This is a genomic window from Roseburia sp. AF22-2LB (genome assembly GCF_003461125.1).
GTDB lineage: Bacteria > Bacillota > Clostridia > Lachnospirales > Lachnospiraceae > Roseburia_C > Roseburia_C amylophila.
In genome coordinates this window covers 57,122-75,452 of the sequence record NZ_QTWM01000008.1, presented here as the reverse complement: position 1 = coordinate 75,452, position 18,331 = coordinate 57,122, and the positions used below count along the sequence as shown (strand labels likewise).

General features: G+C 42.1%; 19 protein-coding genes. 10 read left to right on the top strand and 9 right to left on the bottom strand.

Annotated features, from left to right (window positions below; genetic code table 11):
- Positions 1 to 371: 371 nt before the first annotated feature.
- Both DWX96_RS11490 and DWX96_RS11485 read right to left on the bottom strand, forming a co-directional pair.
- Positions 372 to 1,262 carry an ABC transporter permease gene (locus DWX96_RS11490; protein ID WP_118057537.1) on the bottom strand — a complete coding sequence of 297 codons (891 nt, stop codon included), beginning with the start codon at positions 1,260 to 1,262 and terminating at the stop codon, positions 372 to 374.
- A gap of 3 nt (positions 1,263 to 1,265) precedes the next feature.
- Positions 1,266 to 2,177 carry an ABC transporter ATP-binding protein gene (locus tag DWX96_RS11485; RefSeq protein WP_118057538.1) on the bottom strand — a complete coding sequence of 304 codons (912 nt, stop codon included), beginning with the start codon at positions 2,175 to 2,177 and terminating at the stop codon, positions 1,266 to 1,268.
- Positions 2,178 to 2,347: 170 nt separating this feature from the next.
- On the opposite strand from DWX96_RS11485, the gene DWX96_RS11480 reads away from it, so the two are divergent.
- The 4 genes from DWX96_RS11480 (at position 2,348) to DWX96_RS11465 (ending at position 6,000) form a co-directional block, all read left to right on the top strand.
- Complete coding sequence (locus tag DWX96_RS11480) at positions 2,348 to 3,469, top strand: sensor histidine kinase (protein ID WP_117947492.1); 1,122 nt, start codon at positions 2,348 to 2,350, stop codon at positions 3,467 to 3,469.
- On the top strand, positions 3,466 to 4,083 hold the full coding sequence (locus DWX96_RS11475; protein ID WP_117947493.1) for a response regulator transcription factor: 618 nt from the start codon (positions 3,466 to 3,468) through the stop codon (positions 4,081 to 4,083). Before DWX96_RS11480 ends, DWX96_RS11475 begins: the two co-directional genes overlap by 4 nt.
- Positions 4,084 to 4,101: 18 nt before the next feature.
- The gene (locus DWX96_RS11470; protein WP_118057539.1) at positions 4,102 to 4,878 is read left to right on the top strand and encodes a TatD family hydrolase; all 777 of its coding nucleotides are present in this window, start codon (positions 4,102 to 4,104) and stop codon (positions 4,876 to 4,878) included.
- A gap of 282 nt (positions 4,879 to 5,160) precedes the next feature.
- On the top strand, positions 5,161 to 6,000 hold the full coding sequence (locus tag DWX96_RS11465; protein ID WP_117947495.1) for an Rpn family recombination-promoting nuclease/putative transposase: 840 nt from the start codon (positions 5,161 to 5,163) through the stop codon (positions 5,998 to 6,000).
- 192 nt (positions 6,001 to 6,192) lie between these two features.
- Here DWX96_RS11465 and DWX96_RS14975 read toward each other — a convergent pair whose 3' ends face one another.
- The 4 genes from DWX96_RS14975 to DWX96_RS11445 form a co-directional block, all read right to left on the bottom strand.
- Positions 6,193 to 6,414, bottom strand: coding sequence for a winged helix-turn-helix domain-containing protein (locus DWX96_RS14975; protein ID WP_197420847.1), 222 nt, complete (start codon positions 6,412 to 6,414; stop codon positions 6,193 to 6,195).
- On the bottom strand, positions 6,356 to 7,051 hold the full coding sequence (locus tag DWX96_RS11455; protein WP_118057540.1) for an aminotransferase class III-fold pyridoxal phosphate-dependent enzyme: 696 nt from the start codon (positions 7,049 to 7,051) through the stop codon (positions 6,356 to 6,358). The genes DWX96_RS14975 and DWX96_RS11455 overlap by 59 nt, the downstream gene beginning before the upstream one ends.
- Positions 7,052 to 7,129: 78 nt before the next feature.
- Positions 7,130 to 7,921, bottom strand: a complete 792-nt coding sequence (locus tag DWX96_RS11450) for a TIGR03915 family putative DNA repair protein (protein ID WP_118057541.1) — start codon at positions 7,919 to 7,921, stop codon at positions 7,130 to 7,132.
- A gap of 47 nt (positions 7,922 to 7,968) precedes the next feature.
- Complete coding sequence (locus tag DWX96_RS11445; protein ID WP_199535177.1) at positions 7,969 to 9,300, bottom strand: putative DNA modification/repair radical SAM protein; 1,332 nt, start codon at positions 9,298 to 9,300, stop codon at positions 7,969 to 7,971.
- 557 nt (positions 9,301 to 9,857) lie between these two features.
- Here DWX96_RS11445 and rsmA point away from each other — a divergent pair.
- The 6 genes from rsmA (at position 9,858) to DWX96_RS11410 (ending at position 16,384) form a co-directional block, all read left to right on the top strand.
- Positions 9,858 to 10,730: a 16S rRNA (adenine(1518)-N(6)/adenine(1519)-N(6))-dimethyltransferase RsmA gene (rsmA, locus tag DWX96_RS11435; RefSeq protein ID WP_118057543.1), complete on the top strand. Its 873-nt coding sequence runs from the start codon at positions 9,858 to 9,860 to the stop codon at positions 10,728 to 10,730.
- Positions 10,731 to 10,791: 61 nt separating this feature from the next.
- The gene (locus DWX96_RS11430; RefSeq protein ID WP_118057544.1) at positions 10,792 to 11,682 is read left to right on the top strand and encodes a SpoIID/LytB domain-containing protein; all 891 of its coding nucleotides are present in this window, start codon (positions 10,792 to 10,794) and stop codon (positions 11,680 to 11,682) included.
- A gap of 70 nt (positions 11,683 to 11,752) precedes the next feature.
- Positions 11,753 to 12,568 (top strand): M23 family metallopeptidase, encoded by an 816-nt coding sequence (locus DWX96_RS11425; protein WP_242988788.1) that lies wholly within the window; start codon positions 11,753 to 11,755, stop codon positions 12,566 to 12,568.
- Positions 12,569 to 12,647: 79 nt separating this feature from the next.
- Positions 12,648 to 14,249 (top strand): GGDEF domain-containing protein, encoded by a 1,602-nt coding sequence (locus DWX96_RS11420; RefSeq protein ID WP_118057546.1) that lies wholly within the window; start codon positions 12,648 to 12,650, stop codon positions 14,247 to 14,249.
- Positions 14,250 to 14,414: 165 nt separating this feature from the next.
- Positions 14,415 to 14,684, top strand: a complete 270-nt coding sequence (locus DWX96_RS11415) for a GIY-YIG nuclease family protein (RefSeq protein ID WP_117697895.1) — start codon at positions 14,415 to 14,417, stop codon at positions 14,682 to 14,684.
- A 113-nt stretch (positions 14,685 to 14,797) separates the two neighbouring features.
- Positions 14,798 to 16,384 (top strand): DEAD/DEAH box helicase, encoded by a 1,587-nt coding sequence (locus tag DWX96_RS11410; RefSeq protein ID WP_117697894.1) that lies wholly within the window; start codon positions 14,798 to 14,800, stop codon positions 16,382 to 16,384.
- Positions 16,385 to 16,425: 41 nt separating this feature from the next.
- On the opposite strand, the gene DWX96_RS11405 is transcribed toward DWX96_RS11410, so the two are convergent.
- Genes DWX96_RS11405 through DWX96_RS14625 form a run of 3 tightly spaced genes read right to left on the bottom strand, consistent with a single transcriptional unit; the run spans position 16,426 to position 18,246 of the window.
- On the bottom strand, positions 16,426 to 17,385 hold the full coding sequence (locus DWX96_RS11405; RefSeq protein ID WP_118057547.1) for a DUF3592 domain-containing protein: 960 nt from the start codon (positions 17,383 to 17,385) through the stop codon (positions 16,426 to 16,428).
- 19 nt (positions 17,386 to 17,404) lie between these two features.
- Positions 17,405 to 17,884, bottom strand: a complete 480-nt coding sequence (locus DWX96_RS14630) for a response regulator transcription factor (RefSeq protein ID WP_242988787.1) — start codon at positions 17,882 to 17,884, stop codon at positions 17,405 to 17,407.
- A 47-nt stretch (positions 17,885 to 17,931) separates the two neighbouring features.
- Entirely contained in the window at positions 17,932 to 18,246 is a 315-nt protein-coding gene (locus tag DWX96_RS14625) for a hypothetical protein (RefSeq protein WP_242988786.1), read from the bottom strand.
- Positions 18,247 to 18,331: the final 85 nt, after the last annotated feature.

Sequence of the window (18,331 nt, the reverse complement as noted above, 5' to 3'; positions counted from 1 at the left end):
TACATCAAAAGCACTGGAGTGTTCGTCGAAACTGGATACTGCATGATGCTTGAAAAGGGGCACTAAGAATTTCGAAACATGAGTAGTTTTTTCGGCAACCGGCGCAAATTCGCATCCATGTTCATATGCGCCTCGCCGGTACATCCCTGTACCGGCGTTGCCGGATATTGGGCGAAATTCCAAGTGCCCCTAACAAGCCTCATAAGGTATCCGTATTCCGATGAACGCTCCAGCGCTTTTGCCAGACATTGGCAAGCCAGCTTCTTTATGAAATTTTCTCTTCTCGCAATCGCCTATAACTTAAGTATAGGGAAAAGAGCTGCAGAAGGTAAGTGCATTCTGTCAGGAAATAAAATGACATTTGTCATATCTTAACGTTCCTGTTGTCTTTTCCTTGAAAGAATAGCCGTTGCAAGACCAAGGAAGATAAGACCTGAGATAAACATATATAGTATTTTCATATGAGGGGAAAGAGTGGCATTTCTAAAAGAAATGGTAAGTCCCATATAATCCGCATATCCGGTCTTTATTTCGGAGGGGCAATGAAACCATTGCAATTCCTGATTCATCCAGATTTCACGAATGGCGGAAGCCCCCTGAAAGGCTGGAAGAAAGCGGATGATATATTTAAGAGTCTGGGGCATATTGCCGTATGGAACATAAATTGCAGCAAAAAATCCAATCAGAGTACCCAAAAGCGTGGTCAGACCATTGAATGCACTATTGGTATGAATAAAAGAAGCGCATAAAAAGACAAAGGAAGCAGAGGAAAAAATAATTGCAAGAAGTGCAAAGAGAATTTCTAAAGTATCATGGGCAGTTATAAAGGAGCCATTAGCAATACCAAGATAGATGATTCCGATTATCAATGTGAGCAGGCACATGATAAAGGAGACAATAATTGCAGCAATGACATAACCTGCAACATAGTATCCACGTTTTACGGGTGCAACAAAAAATGCAGATATCTTACCGGATTCCTCATCTCTTACCATGGTTCCCACCAGAGTCATGGAAATGCTTACGGCATTGACAACCAGGATACCGGCAATGGTCCAGATAATGATGAGCGAAGATGCATGAACAGCTTCGTATTTCAGACCGGTTCCAAGAACCTGAATTGTGGAATCAATATTTCCCTGTCCGAGAAATGCAATCATAAGGGTTAACACAATAAGAGTAGAAAGAAGAGAAAAGAATACACTGATTCGGTCTCGGAAATAAAGTAAGATATTACGTTTTATAAATGAAATTAGTATCATAGGTTAATCCTCCAGTTTTTTTCCTGTTATTTGAATAAAAGCATCATCCATACTGCCTTGAATAATTTCAATGCCATCATAGGGAGTGGTTATCTGGGGCATGATATGCAAAGCATCTTTGGTAGTAGATAGGGGAATTGCAATTCCGTTAGGGAGGCGGTAAGAAGCCAGTGAAAGAGCAGCCAATTCCCGGTTCAATGGTGTAATTTTGTCAGTATAGATTTTTAAAGTATCGGAAGCATATTTATTTTTTAACTGGGATGGAGAGCCGGAAGCAATGATTTTTCCGGCATCCATAATGCAAAGTTGTTGTGCCATAGAGGCTTCTTCCATATAGTGTGTGGTGAGAAAAATTGTCATATGGCGCTTTAACCGGAGACTTTCCAGACAGTCCCACATAAGTTTTCTGGTCTGCGGGTCAAGCCCGGTAGAAGGCTCATCTAGAAATAATATTTCAGGAGTATTCATGAGTGCCCGGGCAATTTCGCAGCGTCGTTTCTGACCACCGGATAATTTACGAAAAGGTCGTGATAATAAATTTTGAATGTTAAGAATTTCGGCAATCTCATAGAGATTTTTTTGAACCGTCTTTAAATCTTTTTCATATAGAAAGCCTCTCATCAAAAGATTTTCTTTTACTGTCAGATAATCATCTAAAGTATTATTCTGAAAAACAACTCCAATTTTATTGCGGATGGCATTGGCTTCTTTAAAAGCATCGTAATCACATATTTTGACAGTTCCTGCAGTTGCTTTAAGTAACGTGCAAAGAATATGAATCGTAGTGGATTTTCCGGCACCATTTACACCGAGCAGTCCAAATAAATCTCCTTTTTTAACAGAAAAAGAAATATCATCTACTGCTTTTATATCGGAATAATATTTTTTCAAGTGTGAAATCTGTATTGCATCCATGTTATGCCTCCTGTAGATAGAGATAAATAATAGCGGTTTTATAAATGTAGTATAGTAGAGTGAGCGGAGGACTGGTAAGTGCATTCTGTCAGGAAATAAAATGACATTTGTCATATCTTAGGAAAAATGATACAGTAAATGCAGTAGAACCCTAAGGAAGGGGAAGAAGAATGTTAAGAATACTGGATAAGTTACTTCTTTTTGCCATGTGCAGCTGCCTTATTTTCCATTTAGAGGGAGACTACCGCAGAGTTGTAATCTTCATCATTGGTCTGATTGTGGCAGCGTTGACTCTTTATATTGAAAACCGGAAAGTCATTGGTGCATTGCTGATAGCAATGGCAGTACTGTGTCTAATCGAGCCGGGCTTTACTTTTTTGCTGCCGCTGGTATTTTTTGACAGCTTCTGGTTCAGTCTGTGGTGGGGCATGGGATTTGCAGTTTTATTCTTTTATGCACTGCCGGTGTACCAACCGTGGATGACAGCCATCTGGCTGTTCTTATCATTAGTGGCGGTGCTGTTGGCTCATTGCACCAGGCAGGCAACGGAGTTGAAGCGGAATCTGATACGACTCCGGGATACCAGCACAGAGTTAAGCCTTGTGATGCGGGAGAAGAACCGCAAGCTTTTAGAGGAACAGGATACGGAAATCTATATGGCAACGCTAAAGGAGCGGAACCGGATTGCAAGGGAAATCCATGATAATGTGGGGCATATGCTCTCCCGGGCAATCCTTCAGATGGGAGCACTGAGCACCGTATATGAGGAAGAGCCGCTGCATGGTCAGCTTTTAAAGGTAAATGATACCTTAAATCTTGCCATGAATAATATCCGGGAAAGTGTGCATGATCTGCATGATGATTCCGTGGATTTAAAGCAGGCATTATTAGAGGCAACCCGGGAAATGAAGCAGCATTATCATCTGGATTTAGAATACGATATGTCACAGAATGTTCCACGAAAAGTCAAATATTGTTTTATCGCAGCCGTAAAAGAAGCAATGTCAAATATTGTCAAATACAGCAACGGTGACCGGATTGAGATTGTTCTCAGGGAACATCCGGCACTGTATCAGATGACCATCGAGGACAATGGTACGGATGAGGAAAAGCAGAAAAAGGCAACGGAGCAGATGCGGGAAGAAAAGGATGACCTTAAGAGTGCAGCCGGAGGCATGGGACTTTCGAATATGCGGGAACGTGTGGAGTCGCTGGGCGGAAGCATTCATGTAAACTGCGAAAAAGGTTTTAAAATATTTATATCAATTCGAAAGAAAGAGGAGGCAGTATGAGAGTCCTGATAATAGATGATGACGAAGATGTGGTATTTTCCCTGCAGACCATTCTCTGCGCCAAGGGAGTGGAGGTAGTTGGAACAGGCACCGATGGAAGTGAAGCGGTAAAATTATATGAAGAGCTTCAGCCGGACATTTTATTAATGGATATCCAGATGAAGCCAATGAATGGTCTGGATGCGGCAGAGCAGATTCTTGCAGAAGACAAGACGGCAAGGGTGCTGTTTCTGACCACATTTTCCGATGATGAATATATTGTGGAGGCGTTACGAATCGGTGCGAAAGGCTATTGCCTGAAGCAGGATTTTGCAGCAATTGTTCCATCGTTAAATGCAGTCATGAGCGGACAGAGCGTTTTTGGTGGGGAAATTGTGAATAAGCTTCCGGTTCTGATGCAGAATAAGGAAAGCTTTGACTATGCCAGCTATGATATCAGTGAAAAAGAGCAGGAAATCATTCACCAGGTGGCACTTGGATGCAGCAACAAGGAAATCGCGGAAGCATTATTCTTAAGTGAAGGAACTGTCCGCAACTATATCAGCAGCATATTAGAAAAGCTGTCCCTAAGAGACCGGACGCAGCTGGCGGTATTTTATTACCAGCATTTGTAAAATAGAAAGAGGATTTTTATGATTTTTGAGACACATGCACATTATGATGATGAGAAATTCAAAGAGGACAGAGAACAGCTTGTTTCTTCTCTTCCGGAGCAGAACATAAAGCGGGTAATTAACGTAGGCGCAGACTTTGCCGGCTGCGTGGATAGCGTAGCACTGGCAGAGAAATACGATTATATTTATGCAGCAATCGGAATTCATCCAAGCAATATCGAAGATGCAACGGAAGAAAATTTAGCATGGATAAAGGGAAAGGCTTCCTGGGAGAAAACCGTTGCCATCGGAGAAATCGGGCTTGATTATTATTGGGATAAGGAGCCAACAGTGCAGCAGGCACAGCGGGAAATATTCTGCCGCCAGCTTGCACTGGCAAAAGAAATGAGTCTTCCGGTTATCATTCATTCCAGAGATGCCGCAGAGGATACCATGAAAATTATGCAGCAGGCCCATAAGGATGACATTCCGGGTGTCATTCATTGTTATTCTTATTCCAGGGAAATGGCGAAAGAATATGTAAAAATGGGATATTATATTGGTGTCGGCGGTGTAGTTACCTTCAAAAATGCAAAGAAGTTAAAGGAGACCGTGGCAGAAATCGGACTGCCTCACATTGTATTGGAAACTGACTGTCCCTATATGGCACCGGAACCGCATCGTGGCACCCGGAACGATTCAAGGAATCTTATTTATGTAGTAAAAACCATTGCCGAACTGACCGGAACAACACCGGAAGAAGTGGAAACAGTTACCTGGGAAAATGCCAGAAAATTATTTGGAAAAGTGAAGTAGCCTTCCTGTCAGAAGGGAATCGGATTTTATAAATATTTTACTGTCAATAAATATTTTACTTGTATTATAAATATGCATTTGTTACAATCAACACAAAGCATATATTCTGATTTTCGAGTGGAAAAAGCCAATCTAAATTTCTAGTATCAATTCAATGAATTCTATGCTTTTAAATTCTAATTACAATTTACGAACGCATAGTGCATTGAATAAGCGGAATTTCAGAATCGGAACAGGATATGTAATCCTGCTTTTCCTTGCATTATGGGAAAAGGAGGAAATATGAAAACTTTAGAAGAGCTGAATCTGGTGGATGACTTTCTGGTAAATAGCCTGACCAGTCACAAAATTTATGGGGAACAGTCGGCGAGGTATATTTTGGAGTGTATTCTACACCGGCAGATAGGAAAGCTTACGGTAGTGCCGCAGCGTTTCTTCTGCGGAGAAAATTTGGAAACCCACGGCATTCGGCTGGATGTATATCTGGATGAGGAGAACGGAGAAATCTTTGATATAGAACCAGACCAGAATGGTGGAAAAGAAGAAATCATATCATTACCACGGAGAGTCCGGTTTTACCATGCGAAGATTGATGCAAGCAATCTGAATGCAGGTGATACATATGGGAGTCTTCGGAATGTCATCGTAATTTTTATTACAACTTATGACCCCTTTGGACTGAATCGTATGGTGTATACAATCAAGAATGGTTGTATCGAAGTGCCGGAATTAGAGTATGAGGATGGCGCACAGACCATATTCCTGTATACAAGAGGAAGGGAAGGAAACCCGCCGGAGGAATTAAAACAGCTACTACATTACATGGAGCATTCATCCATAGAGAATGCTTCCACCGAGAGTCTGAAAAAGTTACACCGGATGGTAACAGCAGTCAAGCGGGATGGAGAGGTAGGTCTTGCATATATGAAGAGTTTTGAGAGAGAAGAGAGGATTCGAAGACAGGGCGAAGAAGAAGGAAGAAAAGCTGGACTGGAAGAAGGCATTATAAAACTCAGCCGTAAACTAGGAAAAGAAGATACGGAAATTCTGTCATTATTGCAGGAAGAACTGCAGATAGATGAAGAGCAGGCGAAACTTATATTGGAAAAATATCAGCAATAAGTAAATAAAAAGGGGCAGCACTCCTACTGGAGTAGCTGCCTGATTAATTCTAAGTGTAAGTGGATAGCCATTTTATAAGCATCCATATCCCGGTTCTTAAGGGATAATAAAATTTGTTCATGCTCTTGCTGTGCAGTAATTCTTCCATAAGAGGTATTCCCTTCACCATAATAAATCGATTTACTGATCAGGTTATTCAGTGTCATATAGAAGACACGAAGCGGAAGTGTTCAGGGCAGATTCAACCATATCTACAAGATCCGTTTCATTTGGAAGCGTAACATAATTGCCTTTGCCGATTACATTCGTAACCAGTTTTTTCTCGGTAAGAATCTTGATGGCTTCCCGGATGACATTACGGCTGACTCCATATTGTGTTGCAAGAACACGCTCGGAAGGCAGACAGTCCCTCATCGATTTCTTCTTTTTTGACATTTAATGGAGTGGCAAACCGCATACCATTTCCATTTACGCCACAGTTTAAGGTGAGCATATGGCGTTCTAAGCAGCCTTTCTTTACTTTTGCCCAGATGTCTGGTGCCGGGGAGCCATCCTTATGGGAAAATTCAATGGCAACCATAAGACCGATACCACGGACATCGGAGATGCAAGGATTTCCGCCAAAAGTGGTTCCATGGGTACCAACCGGCCATTTATCCATAATTTCCGGGGTGGAAATCACGGCACTCATTGGAAGACCGCCGGCAATGGCTTTACCAACTGTCATAATATCAGGCACAACGTCGAAGTTCTGGCTTGCCCACATTTTGCCGGTACGTCCGTAGCCACACTGGATTTCGTCGAAAATCAGGAGAATTCCATGTTTGTCACAAATCTCGCGGACACTTTGTATGAATTTCCTGGAAGGAACGACATAGCCGCCTTCGCCCATAACCGGCTCCATATAAATACAGGCAACATCTTCCGGATAGACAACATATTTCAATAATTTATTCAGCTCAAACAGTGCATAATCGGTGCGCTCTTCTTCTGTCATACCGGCAGGACACAAATCTTTTCCAGGATATGGCACAAAGTAGACATTATCCAGTTTATGGTTTCATCTGCATGTACTCTGCTGCCGGGTAGAGACTGCCAGGTAAAGTCTGCCAGAAAACAATAGAAACATTTATTTACCGGATGCCAGTTCCACCGTGTCTTTCCAGAAACGTTTTGGAATATTCTGACTTTGCAGCTTCGGATTCTTTCTTGCTTCAATGGCAATGCTGTCAAAGAAACCGCACCAGAGCTTCTGGTATTCCTTCTCGGCAGGGGAAAGCCGTGTGATAACGTCCGGATTTAAATTGGATGCATCCGTAAGGAAGTATCCACTGCCGGCTTTGTGAATGGCGGCAATCTGGTGTGTTGCATCATAAATCATAAAATGTTCCTGTGGAAGGCGGTCAGTAAAATGTTCTGCCAGAACGGAAATCACCTGATTCTTAGGGTGGATGGTAGAAAACAGGACTCCGTTTTCCAGTTCCTGAAAACGTAAAAAACCAAGCAGATGGTGGGCTTCATTTCCGGTGGAACGACTTAGTTCAAAGACTCTTGCAATATAAGGATTGCCAAGAGCCTGTAAAATCCGATGACCATCCGCTAAAGAAAATCCATATAAGAGTGTACGGTAAATGCAGTCGGCTTTGTCCGGATGCTCATTCTTTTTCTTATCATCATGGGCAAGAACCGCCTGAAGAATATCCTGATAGACCTCCATGCCAAGACGGGCAATAATGGTGCGTCCAACCTTTTTGCTCTTTTCGGAATCCGGTGTGACAGTAATATATTCAGAAAAGAGTTCGTAAGTTATCGTATCATTGATACAAAGCTTTATATTTTTGTGCCCATATCTGCTGGCCCAGGCATCATAGATGCCGGTAAAGATGCCATCGATGGAATCTTCACAGAGAAATATATGCATAAGAAAAAGTCCTTTCCTGTTTACTGAAAAATCATGGTTATAGCAGTTTATCCGACGCATAAATCGTTGGTGGTCAGTTTAAAATCACTTAAGGCATCTTCATCGAAGAAGGAAATCTGCTTATAACTGGAATCCCGTATTTCCTTCGGAATCTGAGTTTTATCCTGCATCAGACAGCTGCAGATATAATCTTCATTTTGTGGAATGGAATACATCATACGACCGGAGCAGGTAATAAAGTAGGCAGCCCGTTTTAAGACAACTCCGATTTTCTTTAAATCGGAAAAGTCAAGGCGACTGTGCCGGCGGGCTTTTACAATACGGTTGGCAGATTTCACACCAATGCCCGGAACACGTAGTAAGGTGTTGTAATCTGCCCGGTTAATCTCTACCGGGAAGGCTTCTAAGTGGCGGAGTGCCCAATCGCATTTCGGGTCTAAGAAGATATTAAAATCCGGACGGTCTTCGCTTAATAGCTCTCCGGCAGAAAAACCATAGAAGCGAAGCAGCCAGTCTGCCTGATATAGGCGGTGTTCCCGCAGAAGGGGTGGACCACCGGGAAGGGTTGGCAGATTGGAATTGTGATTTACATTGACAAAGGCTGAGTAGAAGACTCGTTTCAACTGGAAATTCTGGTATAAGCCTTCTGCTACCTTTATAATCTGATAATCGTTTTCCGGGGTGGCACCGATAATCATCTGGGTGCTTTGGCCTGCCGGTACAAATTTCGGGGTCTTATGGTAAACCATCAGCTCATTCTGATTTTCCATAATGCCATTTTGAATCAGACGCATGGGTTTTAAGATGGTTTTGCGGGACTTATTTGGTGCAAGAGCCTTCAGTCCGTCTGCGGTCGGAAGCTCCAGATTAACGCTCATGCGGTCGGCAAGAAAGCCTGCTTTTTCAATAAGAACCGGGTCGGCACCGGGAATGGCTTTTACATGAATATATCCGTTAAAATGATGGCAGACACGGAGTTGGTAAAGTGTCTGATAAATCAGTTCCATAGTATAATTCGGGCTGATGAGAATACCGGAGCTTAAGAAAAGACCTTCAATATAATTTCTGCGGTAAAATTCCATGGTAAGGTTGCAGACTTCGTCCGGTGTAAAGGAAGCCCTTGGTACATCATTGTTGCAGTTATTCTGGCAGTAGGCACAGCGGAAAATGCATTCATTGGTAAAAAGAATCTTAAGCAGGGAAATACAGCGGCCATCGGCAGAGAAGGTATGGCAGATTCCCGGAGCAACGGAATTACCCATGCCACGGCCGTTTCCCTTGCGGTCAACACCGCTGGAGGTACAGGCAACATCATATTTGGCGGCATCCGAAAGGATGGTCAGTTTTTCCATTAAAGACATGTTTTCTGTTATGTTCAAAGCAATCACCTTTTCTTTTTCTATCAAATATATAGAAGCACTTGCAAAGGAAGTAGTGGTGGAAGCCTGTCCTGTTTTAATGATTTATCAGATAAGAGCAGCCTTGTTCATCAAACGTCAGATGCCGCATAATGCCTGCAAAGGGCACTAGGAATTTCTTTGTAGTATGTAGTTTTATCCGGCAACCGGCACAAATTCACATCCCTGTTCATATGTGCCTCGCTGGTACATCCTTGTACCAGCGTTGCCTGCTTTCAGATGAAATTCCAAGTGCCCCTAGCAACCCTTATCAGGCATCTGTCCTTCGATGAACAGTGCCGCTTTTCCATAAGAAAAAGACAAGACAGGCTTCCAGCCATCCATCTTCCATTGTAAGTTTTATGAAAATCCCCAATAATAGTTGCGTAGAACTATTTTCCTCTGTTATCATAAAAAGGACTGGACAAATAAGAACATTTGTTCTAAAATGATTGTAACACAGAAAAATGCAGTTGGCAACAAAAAAACGAACATTTATTCGAAAAAGATAGAAAGAGCGGTTGAATAAAGGAGCAGGCATGGCGGAATTAGGAAATCCACAGAATACAATAGAGGTACTGCAGAAGTACCGGTTTAATTTTCAGAAGAAATTCGGACAGAATTTTTTGATAGATACTCATGTGCTGGATAAGATTATCGATGCATCCGGAGTGACGGAGGATGATTTTGTATTGGAGATTGGTCCGGGAATCGGAACTATGACACAGTATCTTTGCGAGAGGGCAAGAGAAGTGGTTGCGGTGGAGATAGATAAGAATCTGATTCCGATTTTGTCGGACACACTGAAGAATTATTCCAATGTAACAGTAATCAATGAAGATATTTTAAAGCTTGATATCTGTAAGCTGGCAGAAGAGAAGAACCAGGGAAAGCCAATCAAGGTAGTGGCGAATCTGCCTTATTATATTACCACACCGATTATTATGGGACTGTTTGAAAGCCATGTGCCAATTGACAGCATTACGATTATGGTGCAGAAGGAAGTGGCAGAGCGTATGCAGGAGAAACCGGGAAGCAAGGAATATGGAGCACTTTCCCTTGCAGTACAGTATTATGCGAAGCCGGAAATCGTGGCAAATGTACCACCGAACTGTTTTATGCCAAGACCGAATGTAGGCAGTGCGGTCATCCGTCTGACCCGGCATGAGAAGCCGCCGGTAGAAGTGGAAGATGAGAAACTGATGTTCCGTATTATCCGGGCATCCTTTAACCAGCGCAGAAAGACACTGGCAAACGGACTGAATAATTCCCCGGAGATACATTTGCCGAAAGAGGTAATACAGGAAAGTATCGTAAGCCTTGGAGTCCCGGAGAACATTCGTGGAGAGGCACTGTCCTTAGAGCAGTTTGCGGAACTTTCCAATGAGATAGGACAGCGTATGAAACAGTAATATTTTACTGGTATACATCCATTTCTGTTACATATATATGTAGAACAGGAGTGGACAGGATATGAAAGAAAAAATAAAAATGATACTGTGTCTGTGCCTGATTATTGCAGGATTACCGATACTTATGACCCTGGTGTTCCAGGGAGATGAGATATTATTGGATACAGACAGCAATGAAATACAACATAAGAGCAGTCATCCCGATGAAGAAGAGAAGATGGCTGCTCTTGTGTCTATTCTGGCACGGGATATTCCGGTTACCTATGAAGAAGAAGCAATTCGTGCGCAGGCAGTTATTGTGCGGACCAATTATGAATATGCCCTGTCGCAGGGAAAAGCACCGGAGACGGGACTGAGTGTTGCAGAGCAGACCAAATTGTTTGGAAATGAAAATTATAATCGATATTATCAGAAATTAGAAAATTGCCTGATAGATACCGAGGGGGAAGTCTTAACATATCAGGGACAGGAAATTGAGGCTCCCTATTTTGCAGTCAGTGCAGAGAAAACGAGAGGGACAGAGCTTCCTTATCTCAAAAGTGTGGAATCCATATGGGACATTACATCAGAGGATTTTCTTAAGGTGGAATTCTATGATGCAGGAGAACTGGTGGATACCTGCAATCAGGCATTTCCGGAAGCAGGACTTACAGCGGAGGACTGGGTGAATACGCTGGTGGTGACAGAGCGGGAAGAAAGCGGATATGTAAAAACCATACAGGTTGGGAACAGTAGTGTCAGTGGGGAGGAATTCCGCAAGGCATTTTCCCTGAATTCCGGCTGTTTTTATATCAGGGAAATCGATGGCAGGGTACGTATTGTGACCAAAGGGTTAGGACACGGTTATGGACTTAGCATATATGGAGCAAATGAGATGGCAAAAGAGGGAAAAACTTATCAGGAGATTTTAAGCTATTATTATTCCGGAATTGAAATTACAAAAAAAGAATGAAATATAAAGAAGAATAAAATACGAAAAAACTGTCCATACTTATAAAAAATAAGATATGGATGGTGAGAAAATGAAAGGAAGAAGATCATGGATGATTGCCCTGGCTGTCATGGTACTGGCAGCAGGAGCAATGACAGCAGTATATAATTATTCCCAGAAGGAAGAAAAAAAGCAGCAGGAAAATGTTGCAGATAAGAATGCAGGAAAAGACAAAGGCAATAAGAAAGAAGATGGAACTTCGGATGATTTTGTGGCAACGCTTCCAAAGACAGAGGAAGAAGCATCGGAGAAACTGGCAGAAGCAGACAGTATCATAAAACCTTCTGATAACGCAGTTGCTTCAAAGGATTCGGATGGACAGGCACAGTCCGACAGCGGGCAGACAGAAGAAGAAAATGTGGCAAATGCAGCGGCTGAGGCAGAAAATGAGCCAGAGACAAAGGCGGCAGCAGCCACCACAAAAACACTGCATTTTGCGGAAGAAGATGGATTAAACTGGCCATTACAGGGCAATGTAGTCTTAAATTACAGCATGGATCAGACCGTGTATTTTGCAACACTGGATCAGTATAAATATAATCCGGCAGTGATTATTGCCGGAGAAGTAAATGACAGGGTATCCGCAGCCGCAGAAGGAAAGATAACTGATATTTCCAACAGTGCTGTCACAGGATGTACCGTGACTATGGATTTAGGAGATGGTTATAGTGCTATTTACGGGCAGCTTAAGGAAGTGCCGTATGAAGTGGGCGACATTGTCGGCAAAGGAAAACTGGTAGGTTATATTGCAGAACCGACGAAATATTATTCCGTGGAAGGAAGTAATCTTTATTTTGCCTTGCAGAAAGATGGCGAACCGGTAGACCCGGTAAGCTTCTTTGAGTAAAAGAGCCATACTTGAAAAAAGAGCCGCATACCTATATAATAAAAGACATTAAAAAATACGAAAAAGGGTGCGCAAAAAGATGGATTTTAATGCTTACAGCAGCGAAGTATTGGAATGGTTAGAGGGTGTCCGGAAGAATCGGGGAACAGATGCCGAAAAAACATTGATGCTATGTAAAAATATAAGAGATTATGCCAGAGAGCAGGATGATGAGAAACTGTTAGGCTATGCCTATTATTACAGTGGCGAGACATATTATCTTCTGAATGATGTGGATAAACTGTTTCGCAATCTTTCCTGTTCCCTGCCATACCTGGAGCATTCCAGACAGCATGGTTTATTGGCAAGAGCCTATAATATTCTTGCCATTACGTCCATGAATCGTGGAAATGCTCCTTTTGCCATGGATTATTATCTGAATGCCAGAATGTATTGTGAAAAATATAAATTATATGATATTGGTATTATTATCAATATTAATATCGGTATGCTTTATAATAATTTTGGGGAATACCGGCAGGCAGAAAAATATTTAGGGCAGGCATATGATTTATTGCAGAAGAATAAGGAAATACCGGAATATTACAGTTATCTTCTGAATATCTATATAGGACTGGGAAACAGTTGCTTTTATCAGGAAGAGTATATGCAGGCACAGGAATATGCACTGCGGGCAAAAGAGGTGTGCAGTGGACATCTGGAAGAGTTAGAGCAGATTGCCTTTGCCTGCTTTGAAGCAAGACTCTGTAATGCCATGGGAAAGAAAGAAGAATGTGACCGGAATATAGCAATTGTGCAGAAGGTATCAGATACCAGAATGCCGATTCTTGATATTTTTGATGATCTTTATGCTTATTGTGAGATGCTGTTAGATACCAGAAAGGAAGAGGAATTCTGGAAATTAGTAGAACTTTTAGAGAAGATGGCAAGGGAAGCTAAGATTATTTATATGCAGAAGCGGATTCTGACTTTAAAAATCCGTTATTATAAGCGGCAGGAAAAGAATCGTGAATATCTGCAGGCATGCGGTTTGTTTTTTGAATTGTCCGAGATACTGGAAAAAGAGAATAAATATATCATGACCTGCATCTTAGATATGCGTTATGCATTGGAAGAGACGAACCACAGCAGAAAGAAGATGGAAAAAGAAAACAGGATTCTCTTAGAGCAGTCCCAGACCGATGCACTGACCGGAATCCCAAACCGCTATCGGTTAGAACAGCATGCGCAGAAGGTATTCGAACATGCCATAGCAGAGAAAATTCCAGTGGCAGTGGAAATACTGGATATCGATTATTTTAAACAATATAATGATAACTATGGACATCAGAAGGGTGATTTATGTATCTGCCGTGTAGCAAAGGAAATTCAGAAGTTAGCGGAAAAGGATGATATTTTCTGTGCACGGTATGGCGGGGATGAATTCATTTTAATTTATGAGGGATATCCAAGGGAAGCCGTAGTCATTCTTACAGAAAAATTAAAGCGCAGCATCCGTGACCTAGATATGGAGCATGCTTTTTCAGCGGCACAGCACTATGTATCCATTTCCCAGGGAATCTGTTATGATATACCGGATGAGGACAGAACGATGAAGAACTTTTTACAGAAAGCCGATGATTTACTCTATCAGGTAAAAGAAGAAAACCGGGGAGGAATCTGTATTGGAAGCTGCCGGTAAGTGGAACATACATAAGAAAACTGCATAAGATAAAATGTAACGGCCAAAAATCCGCAATCGATACTTTTTTACCAGTTTATGGAATATGAGTAAGATACTTTTTTGGTCGATTGCTTTATATAGAGATAAGACTGGGCGGTGCCCGGTCTACATAGGAAGGATTACATGAAAGAGAAACATAATTACACTTATATGGTGCTCTGTCGGGATGGGAGCCTCTATACCGGCTGGACGACTGATATCGACAAGCGGATTGAAGCACATAACAGTGGAAAAGGAGCAAAGTATACCAGAAACCGGGGACCGGTGGAGCTGCGGTATTTAGAGGAATCCGGGACGAAGGAGGAGGCCATGCAGAAGGAAGCAGCCTATAAAAAGCTGACCAGAAAGCAGAAGGATGCGCTGATTTTGTCGAAGAAAAATCTGTTGCAGTAAATTGACAAGCAAAAAACAGTCTGTTATGATTAGCCGCGGTGGCTTTTTATAAAGTTACTGGAGAACAGGTTACTGACAGATGGGAAAAAGTTCCCACAACAGGAAGGAAAAGAATGAATACAATCAGATTTGATGAATTAGATTTAAATCCGCAGATTTTAAGAGGAATTGCGGACATGGGATTTGAAGAGGCAACACCGATTCAGAGCCAGGCAATCCCGGTGGTTTTATCAGGTGTGGACGTTATCGGACAGGCTCAGACCGGAACCGGCAAGACAGCAGCTTTTGGAATTCCGATTTTACAGAAAGTAGACCCGTCTTTACGGAAAACGCAGGTTTTGATTTTATCTCCCACCAGAGAGCTTGCCATTCAGGTGGCAGACGAAATCCGTAAGCTGGCAAAATATATGCACGGTGTAAAAGTGCTGCCAGTGTATGGTGGACAGGACATTTCCCGCCAGATTAAAGCCCTAAAGGGTGGCGTACAGATTATTATCGGAACACCGGGACGATTGCTGGACCATCTTCGCAGAAAAACCATCCGCCCGGATTTTGTCCATACCATCGTCTTAGATGAAGCGGATGAAATGTTAAATATGGGATTCCGTGAGGACATAGAAACTGTATTAGAATATATTCCGGGAGAGCATCAGACCGTACTGTTTTCTGCAACCATGCCAAAGCCGATTCTTGACATTACAAGAAAATACCAGCATGATGCAGTCAATATCAAGGTTGTAAAAAAGGAACTCACCGTAGCCAACATTGACCAGTACTACTATGATGTAAAGCGCAAGGATAAAGTGGATGTCCTTACGAGACTTTTGGATTATTATAATCCGAAGCTTTCATTGGTATTCTGTAATACCAAGAAAATGGTAGATGAACTGGCAACGGAATTATCCGGCAGAGGCTATAGTGCAGAGGGACTTCATGGAGATATGAAGCAGTCCCAGAGAGACCGGGTCATGAATAATTTCCGGAAAGGAAAGACGGATATTCTTATTGCAACGGATGTGGCAGCAAGAGGAATTGACGTAGATGATGTAGAAGCGGTATTTAATTATGACCTGCCGCAGGATGATGAATATTATGTACATCGAATCGGAAGAACCGGACGTGCAGGCCGTTGTGGTAAGGCGTTTTCTTTTGTAAAAGGCAAGGAAGTCTATAAATTAAAAGATATCCAGCGTTACTGCAAGACAAAGATTTTAGCACAGCCGATTCCATCTACCGATGATGTGGCACAGATAAAGGCTGAAAATATCATGGAACAGATTGGAACTATCATAGAGGAAGAGAATCTTTCTGATATGATAGAGCTGATTGAGAAGCAGGTAAATGAAGCTGATTATACTGCCATGGATATTGCAGCAGCCTTCCTCTATCAGGCAATGGGTGCAGGGGAGAGTTCTTCTGAAAAAGAAGAATACGACTTTGCCAATACCGGTGCAGAAGAGGGAATGGTAAGACTGTTTATCAACATTGGAAAGAAAGATAAGATTAAGCCGGGAGATATTCTTGGCGCCATCGCCGGAGAGTCCGGTATGCCGGGCAGACTGGTGGGGGCCATTGATATGTTTGATAAATATACCTTTGTGGAAGTACCAAGAGAATATGGAAAAGAAGTCTTAAATGCCATGAAGCATGCGAAGATAAAGGGAAAAGCCGTTAATATGGAACCGGCAAATCAGAAATAAACAAAACAAGAGGGACACGATTTACGTGTCCCTCGCAGTTTTTATACTCGTGAAAACATTTTCTTAAGAAGGGGGTTCAAAGGCTGTATATGGGAAGGGTTCAGACCGTTGATGTCAATGGTATAAGAGCCGTTAATCTGTCGTCCCAGACCAAATCCTAAGAGAACCGTCTTGTCAATCTGATACATATCCCCGTAGTTATACTGATTATAAATATCGTCAAGGGAAAACAGTTCATAGGTCGCACCGTTATTTTCCGGCATGGAAAATACCACGGTTTTCACACCGGTCTGTGGATTTACATAAATATCAACAACCTTGAACAGCCGCAGGGATGCAGATACCGCATCGGCTTTCTGGCGTTTCTCCTTTGGAATAAAGAGGTAGCGGAACAGGATAATGCCGCCGAAGATACCAAAGATAGCCAGGAAGAACATTTGAAATTTATGCATAATAGTACCCATTACGATACCATCAAGACCAAAGAGCAGAAGTCCGCTTCCAATCATGACGCCCTGCACCTGGTCATTTTCCAGATTCATCGGAATCAGAAGCAGAACAAATCCCAGCAGAAGAAATGCTGTAAAAAGCCAGACATCGCCTTTGTCACTGAGAGGAATATAGGACTTCGTCAACCAGTCATATTTGACAAGCACATAATTATCAGGGTCACTGTTATTGTAGAAAATCGGAATCTTTTCGCCTTCCATCGGAACATCCTCTTCCGTAAAGACCTCATCGGTAACCGGAGTATAAACCGTTCCGTTCACGTTATAGGTTAAAAAAGCCGAGTAGTGGTAATAAACATTATCATTGCTGTCCTCATGTTTGTATTCCTTCAGAGAGAGAACCTGTGCAGACCAGGTGGTGTAGTTCTTATACTTTGCCCCATAAGTAAAACGATGAACCACTCCAAGATACAGGGCTCCTGCAGTTAAGACCGCCATAACGGCAGCAATAATGTAGATGGTACTCTTTTTCACATATCTTTTTACAATCATAAACCTTCTCCTTCGTATATTATTGATTTACAAAATTTTTAATTTTATCCCGTTTATCGATACCTAACTTTTCCAGAATTCCTGATACATAATGCTTAACTGTGTTTATTGAAAATCCTAAATATTCTGCAATTTCCTGATTGGTCCAGTTCCGGCATGCCAGCATTGCAATGGAAAACTCCAATGGAGACAGGAGATCCGTCACTGTTTTTTGCATCTTAGGATTGTGGATTTTCATCCAGCTACGACTAAATGAGATTATCCCGCCTGCCAACTGCTTATAAATCTCTGGTTCTTTTTTTCGGACACAGACCTCCAATAATCCCTGTAACAGCCCATGATACTCAATAAATGGCTCCCAAAATCTATCCGGTCTGGCCATTTCCCATGCAGAATTTACTGAGTGTATGGCTTCTTTTTGTTCTTTCAGATTAATCTGACACATTGCCTGCACACAGTTCAGATATATTATGGGTATGGGATATGTCGTATCTGCCATCAAAAAAGCTCCCTGAACAAGCCCCTTTGCCCGGGCATATTCCTGCCTTAAATAAGTTTCATGTGCCAGAAGGCTGATTGCAAACAATCTCTGGCCTGTTGTGCCGCTTTGGAATCTCCAATTGTCAGATTGGCAAAGGTATAGAGCATATCTGCAGATAAACGAAGCATGATATCTTCATGTGACAAATATGGTTTCACAGTCTCTGCACACAGTTCTGCATTGGCAGAAAAGTAATAATATTCTGCTAATGCAATCTGTGCTGATTCTTTATCTTCTATTTCTTTAATTACTTTTTCAGCGTTTCCTGGCTCAAATGTGCTTCCGGTTAAAGGAAGTACGGCTCTGTCCGATAATATCATCGTATCCCCGTTCCTTTCAATGAAAAATTTTCCTATCCAAATTTTTCATTGCTTTAATGATTCCGGATATATTTAAGTATATCAC

Excerpts from the sequence above, each read along its gene's own strand:
- DWX96_RS11490 (WP_118057537.1), bottom strand. The coding sequence starts at position 1,262 with ATGATACTAATTTCATTTATAAAACGTAATATCTTACTTTATTTCCGA.
- DWX96_RS11485 (WP_118057538.1), bottom strand. The coding sequence starts at position 2,177 with ATGGATGCAATACAGATTTCACACTTGAAAAAATATTATTCCGATATA.
- DWX96_RS11480 (WP_117947492.1), top strand. The coding sequence starts at position 2,348 with ATGTTAAGAATACTGGATAAGTTACTTCTTTTTGCCATGTGCAGCTGC.
- DWX96_RS11475 (WP_117947493.1), top strand. The coding sequence starts at position 3,466 with ATGAGAGTCCTGATAATAGATGATGACGAAGATGTGGTATTTTCCCTG.
- DWX96_RS11470 (WP_118057539.1), top strand. The coding sequence starts at position 4,102 with ATGATTTTTGAGACACATGCACATTATGATGATGAGAAATTCAAAGAG.
- DWX96_RS11465 (WP_117947495.1), top strand. The coding sequence starts at position 5,161 with ATGAAAACTTTAGAAGAGCTGAATCTGGTGGATGACTTTCTGGTAAAT.
- DWX96_RS14975 (WP_197420847.1), bottom strand. The coding sequence starts at position 6,414 with ATGAGGGACTGTCTGCCTTCCGAGCGTGTTCTTGCAACACAATATGGA.
- DWX96_RS11450 (WP_118057541.1), bottom strand. The coding sequence starts at position 7,921 with ATGCATATATTTCTCTGTGAAGATTCCATCGATGGCATCTTTACCGGC.
- rsmA (WP_118057543.1), top strand. The coding sequence starts at position 9,858 with ATGGCGGAATTAGGAAATCCACAGAATACAATAGAGGTACTGCAGAAG.
- DWX96_RS11430 (WP_118057544.1), top strand. The coding sequence starts at position 10,792 with ATGAAAGAAAAAATAAAAATGATACTGTGTCTGTGCCTGATTATTGCA.
- DWX96_RS11425 (WP_242988788.1), top strand. The coding sequence starts at position 11,753 with ATGAAAGGAAGAAGATCATGGATGATTGCCCTGGCTGTCATGGTACTG.
- DWX96_RS11420 (WP_118057546.1), top strand. The coding sequence starts at position 12,648 with ATGGATTTTAATGCTTACAGCAGCGAAGTATTGGAATGGTTAGAGGGT.
- DWX96_RS11415 (WP_117697895.1), top strand. The coding sequence starts at position 14,415 with ATGAAAGAGAAACATAATTACACTTATATGGTGCTCTGTCGGGATGGG.
- DWX96_RS11410 (WP_117697894.1), top strand. The coding sequence starts at position 14,798 with ATGAATACAATCAGATTTGATGAATTAGATTTAAATCCGCAGATTTTA.
- DWX96_RS11405 (WP_118057547.1), bottom strand. The coding sequence starts at position 17,385 with ATGATTGTAAAAAGATATGTGAAAAAGAGTACCATCTACATTATTGCT.
- DWX96_RS14630 (WP_242988787.1), bottom strand. The coding sequence starts at position 17,884 with ATGGCAGATACGACATATCCCATACCCATAATATATCTGAACTGTGTG.
- DWX96_RS14625 (WP_242988786.1), bottom strand. The coding sequence starts at position 18,246 with ATGATATTATCGGACAGAGCCGTACTTCCTTTAACCGGAAGCACATTT.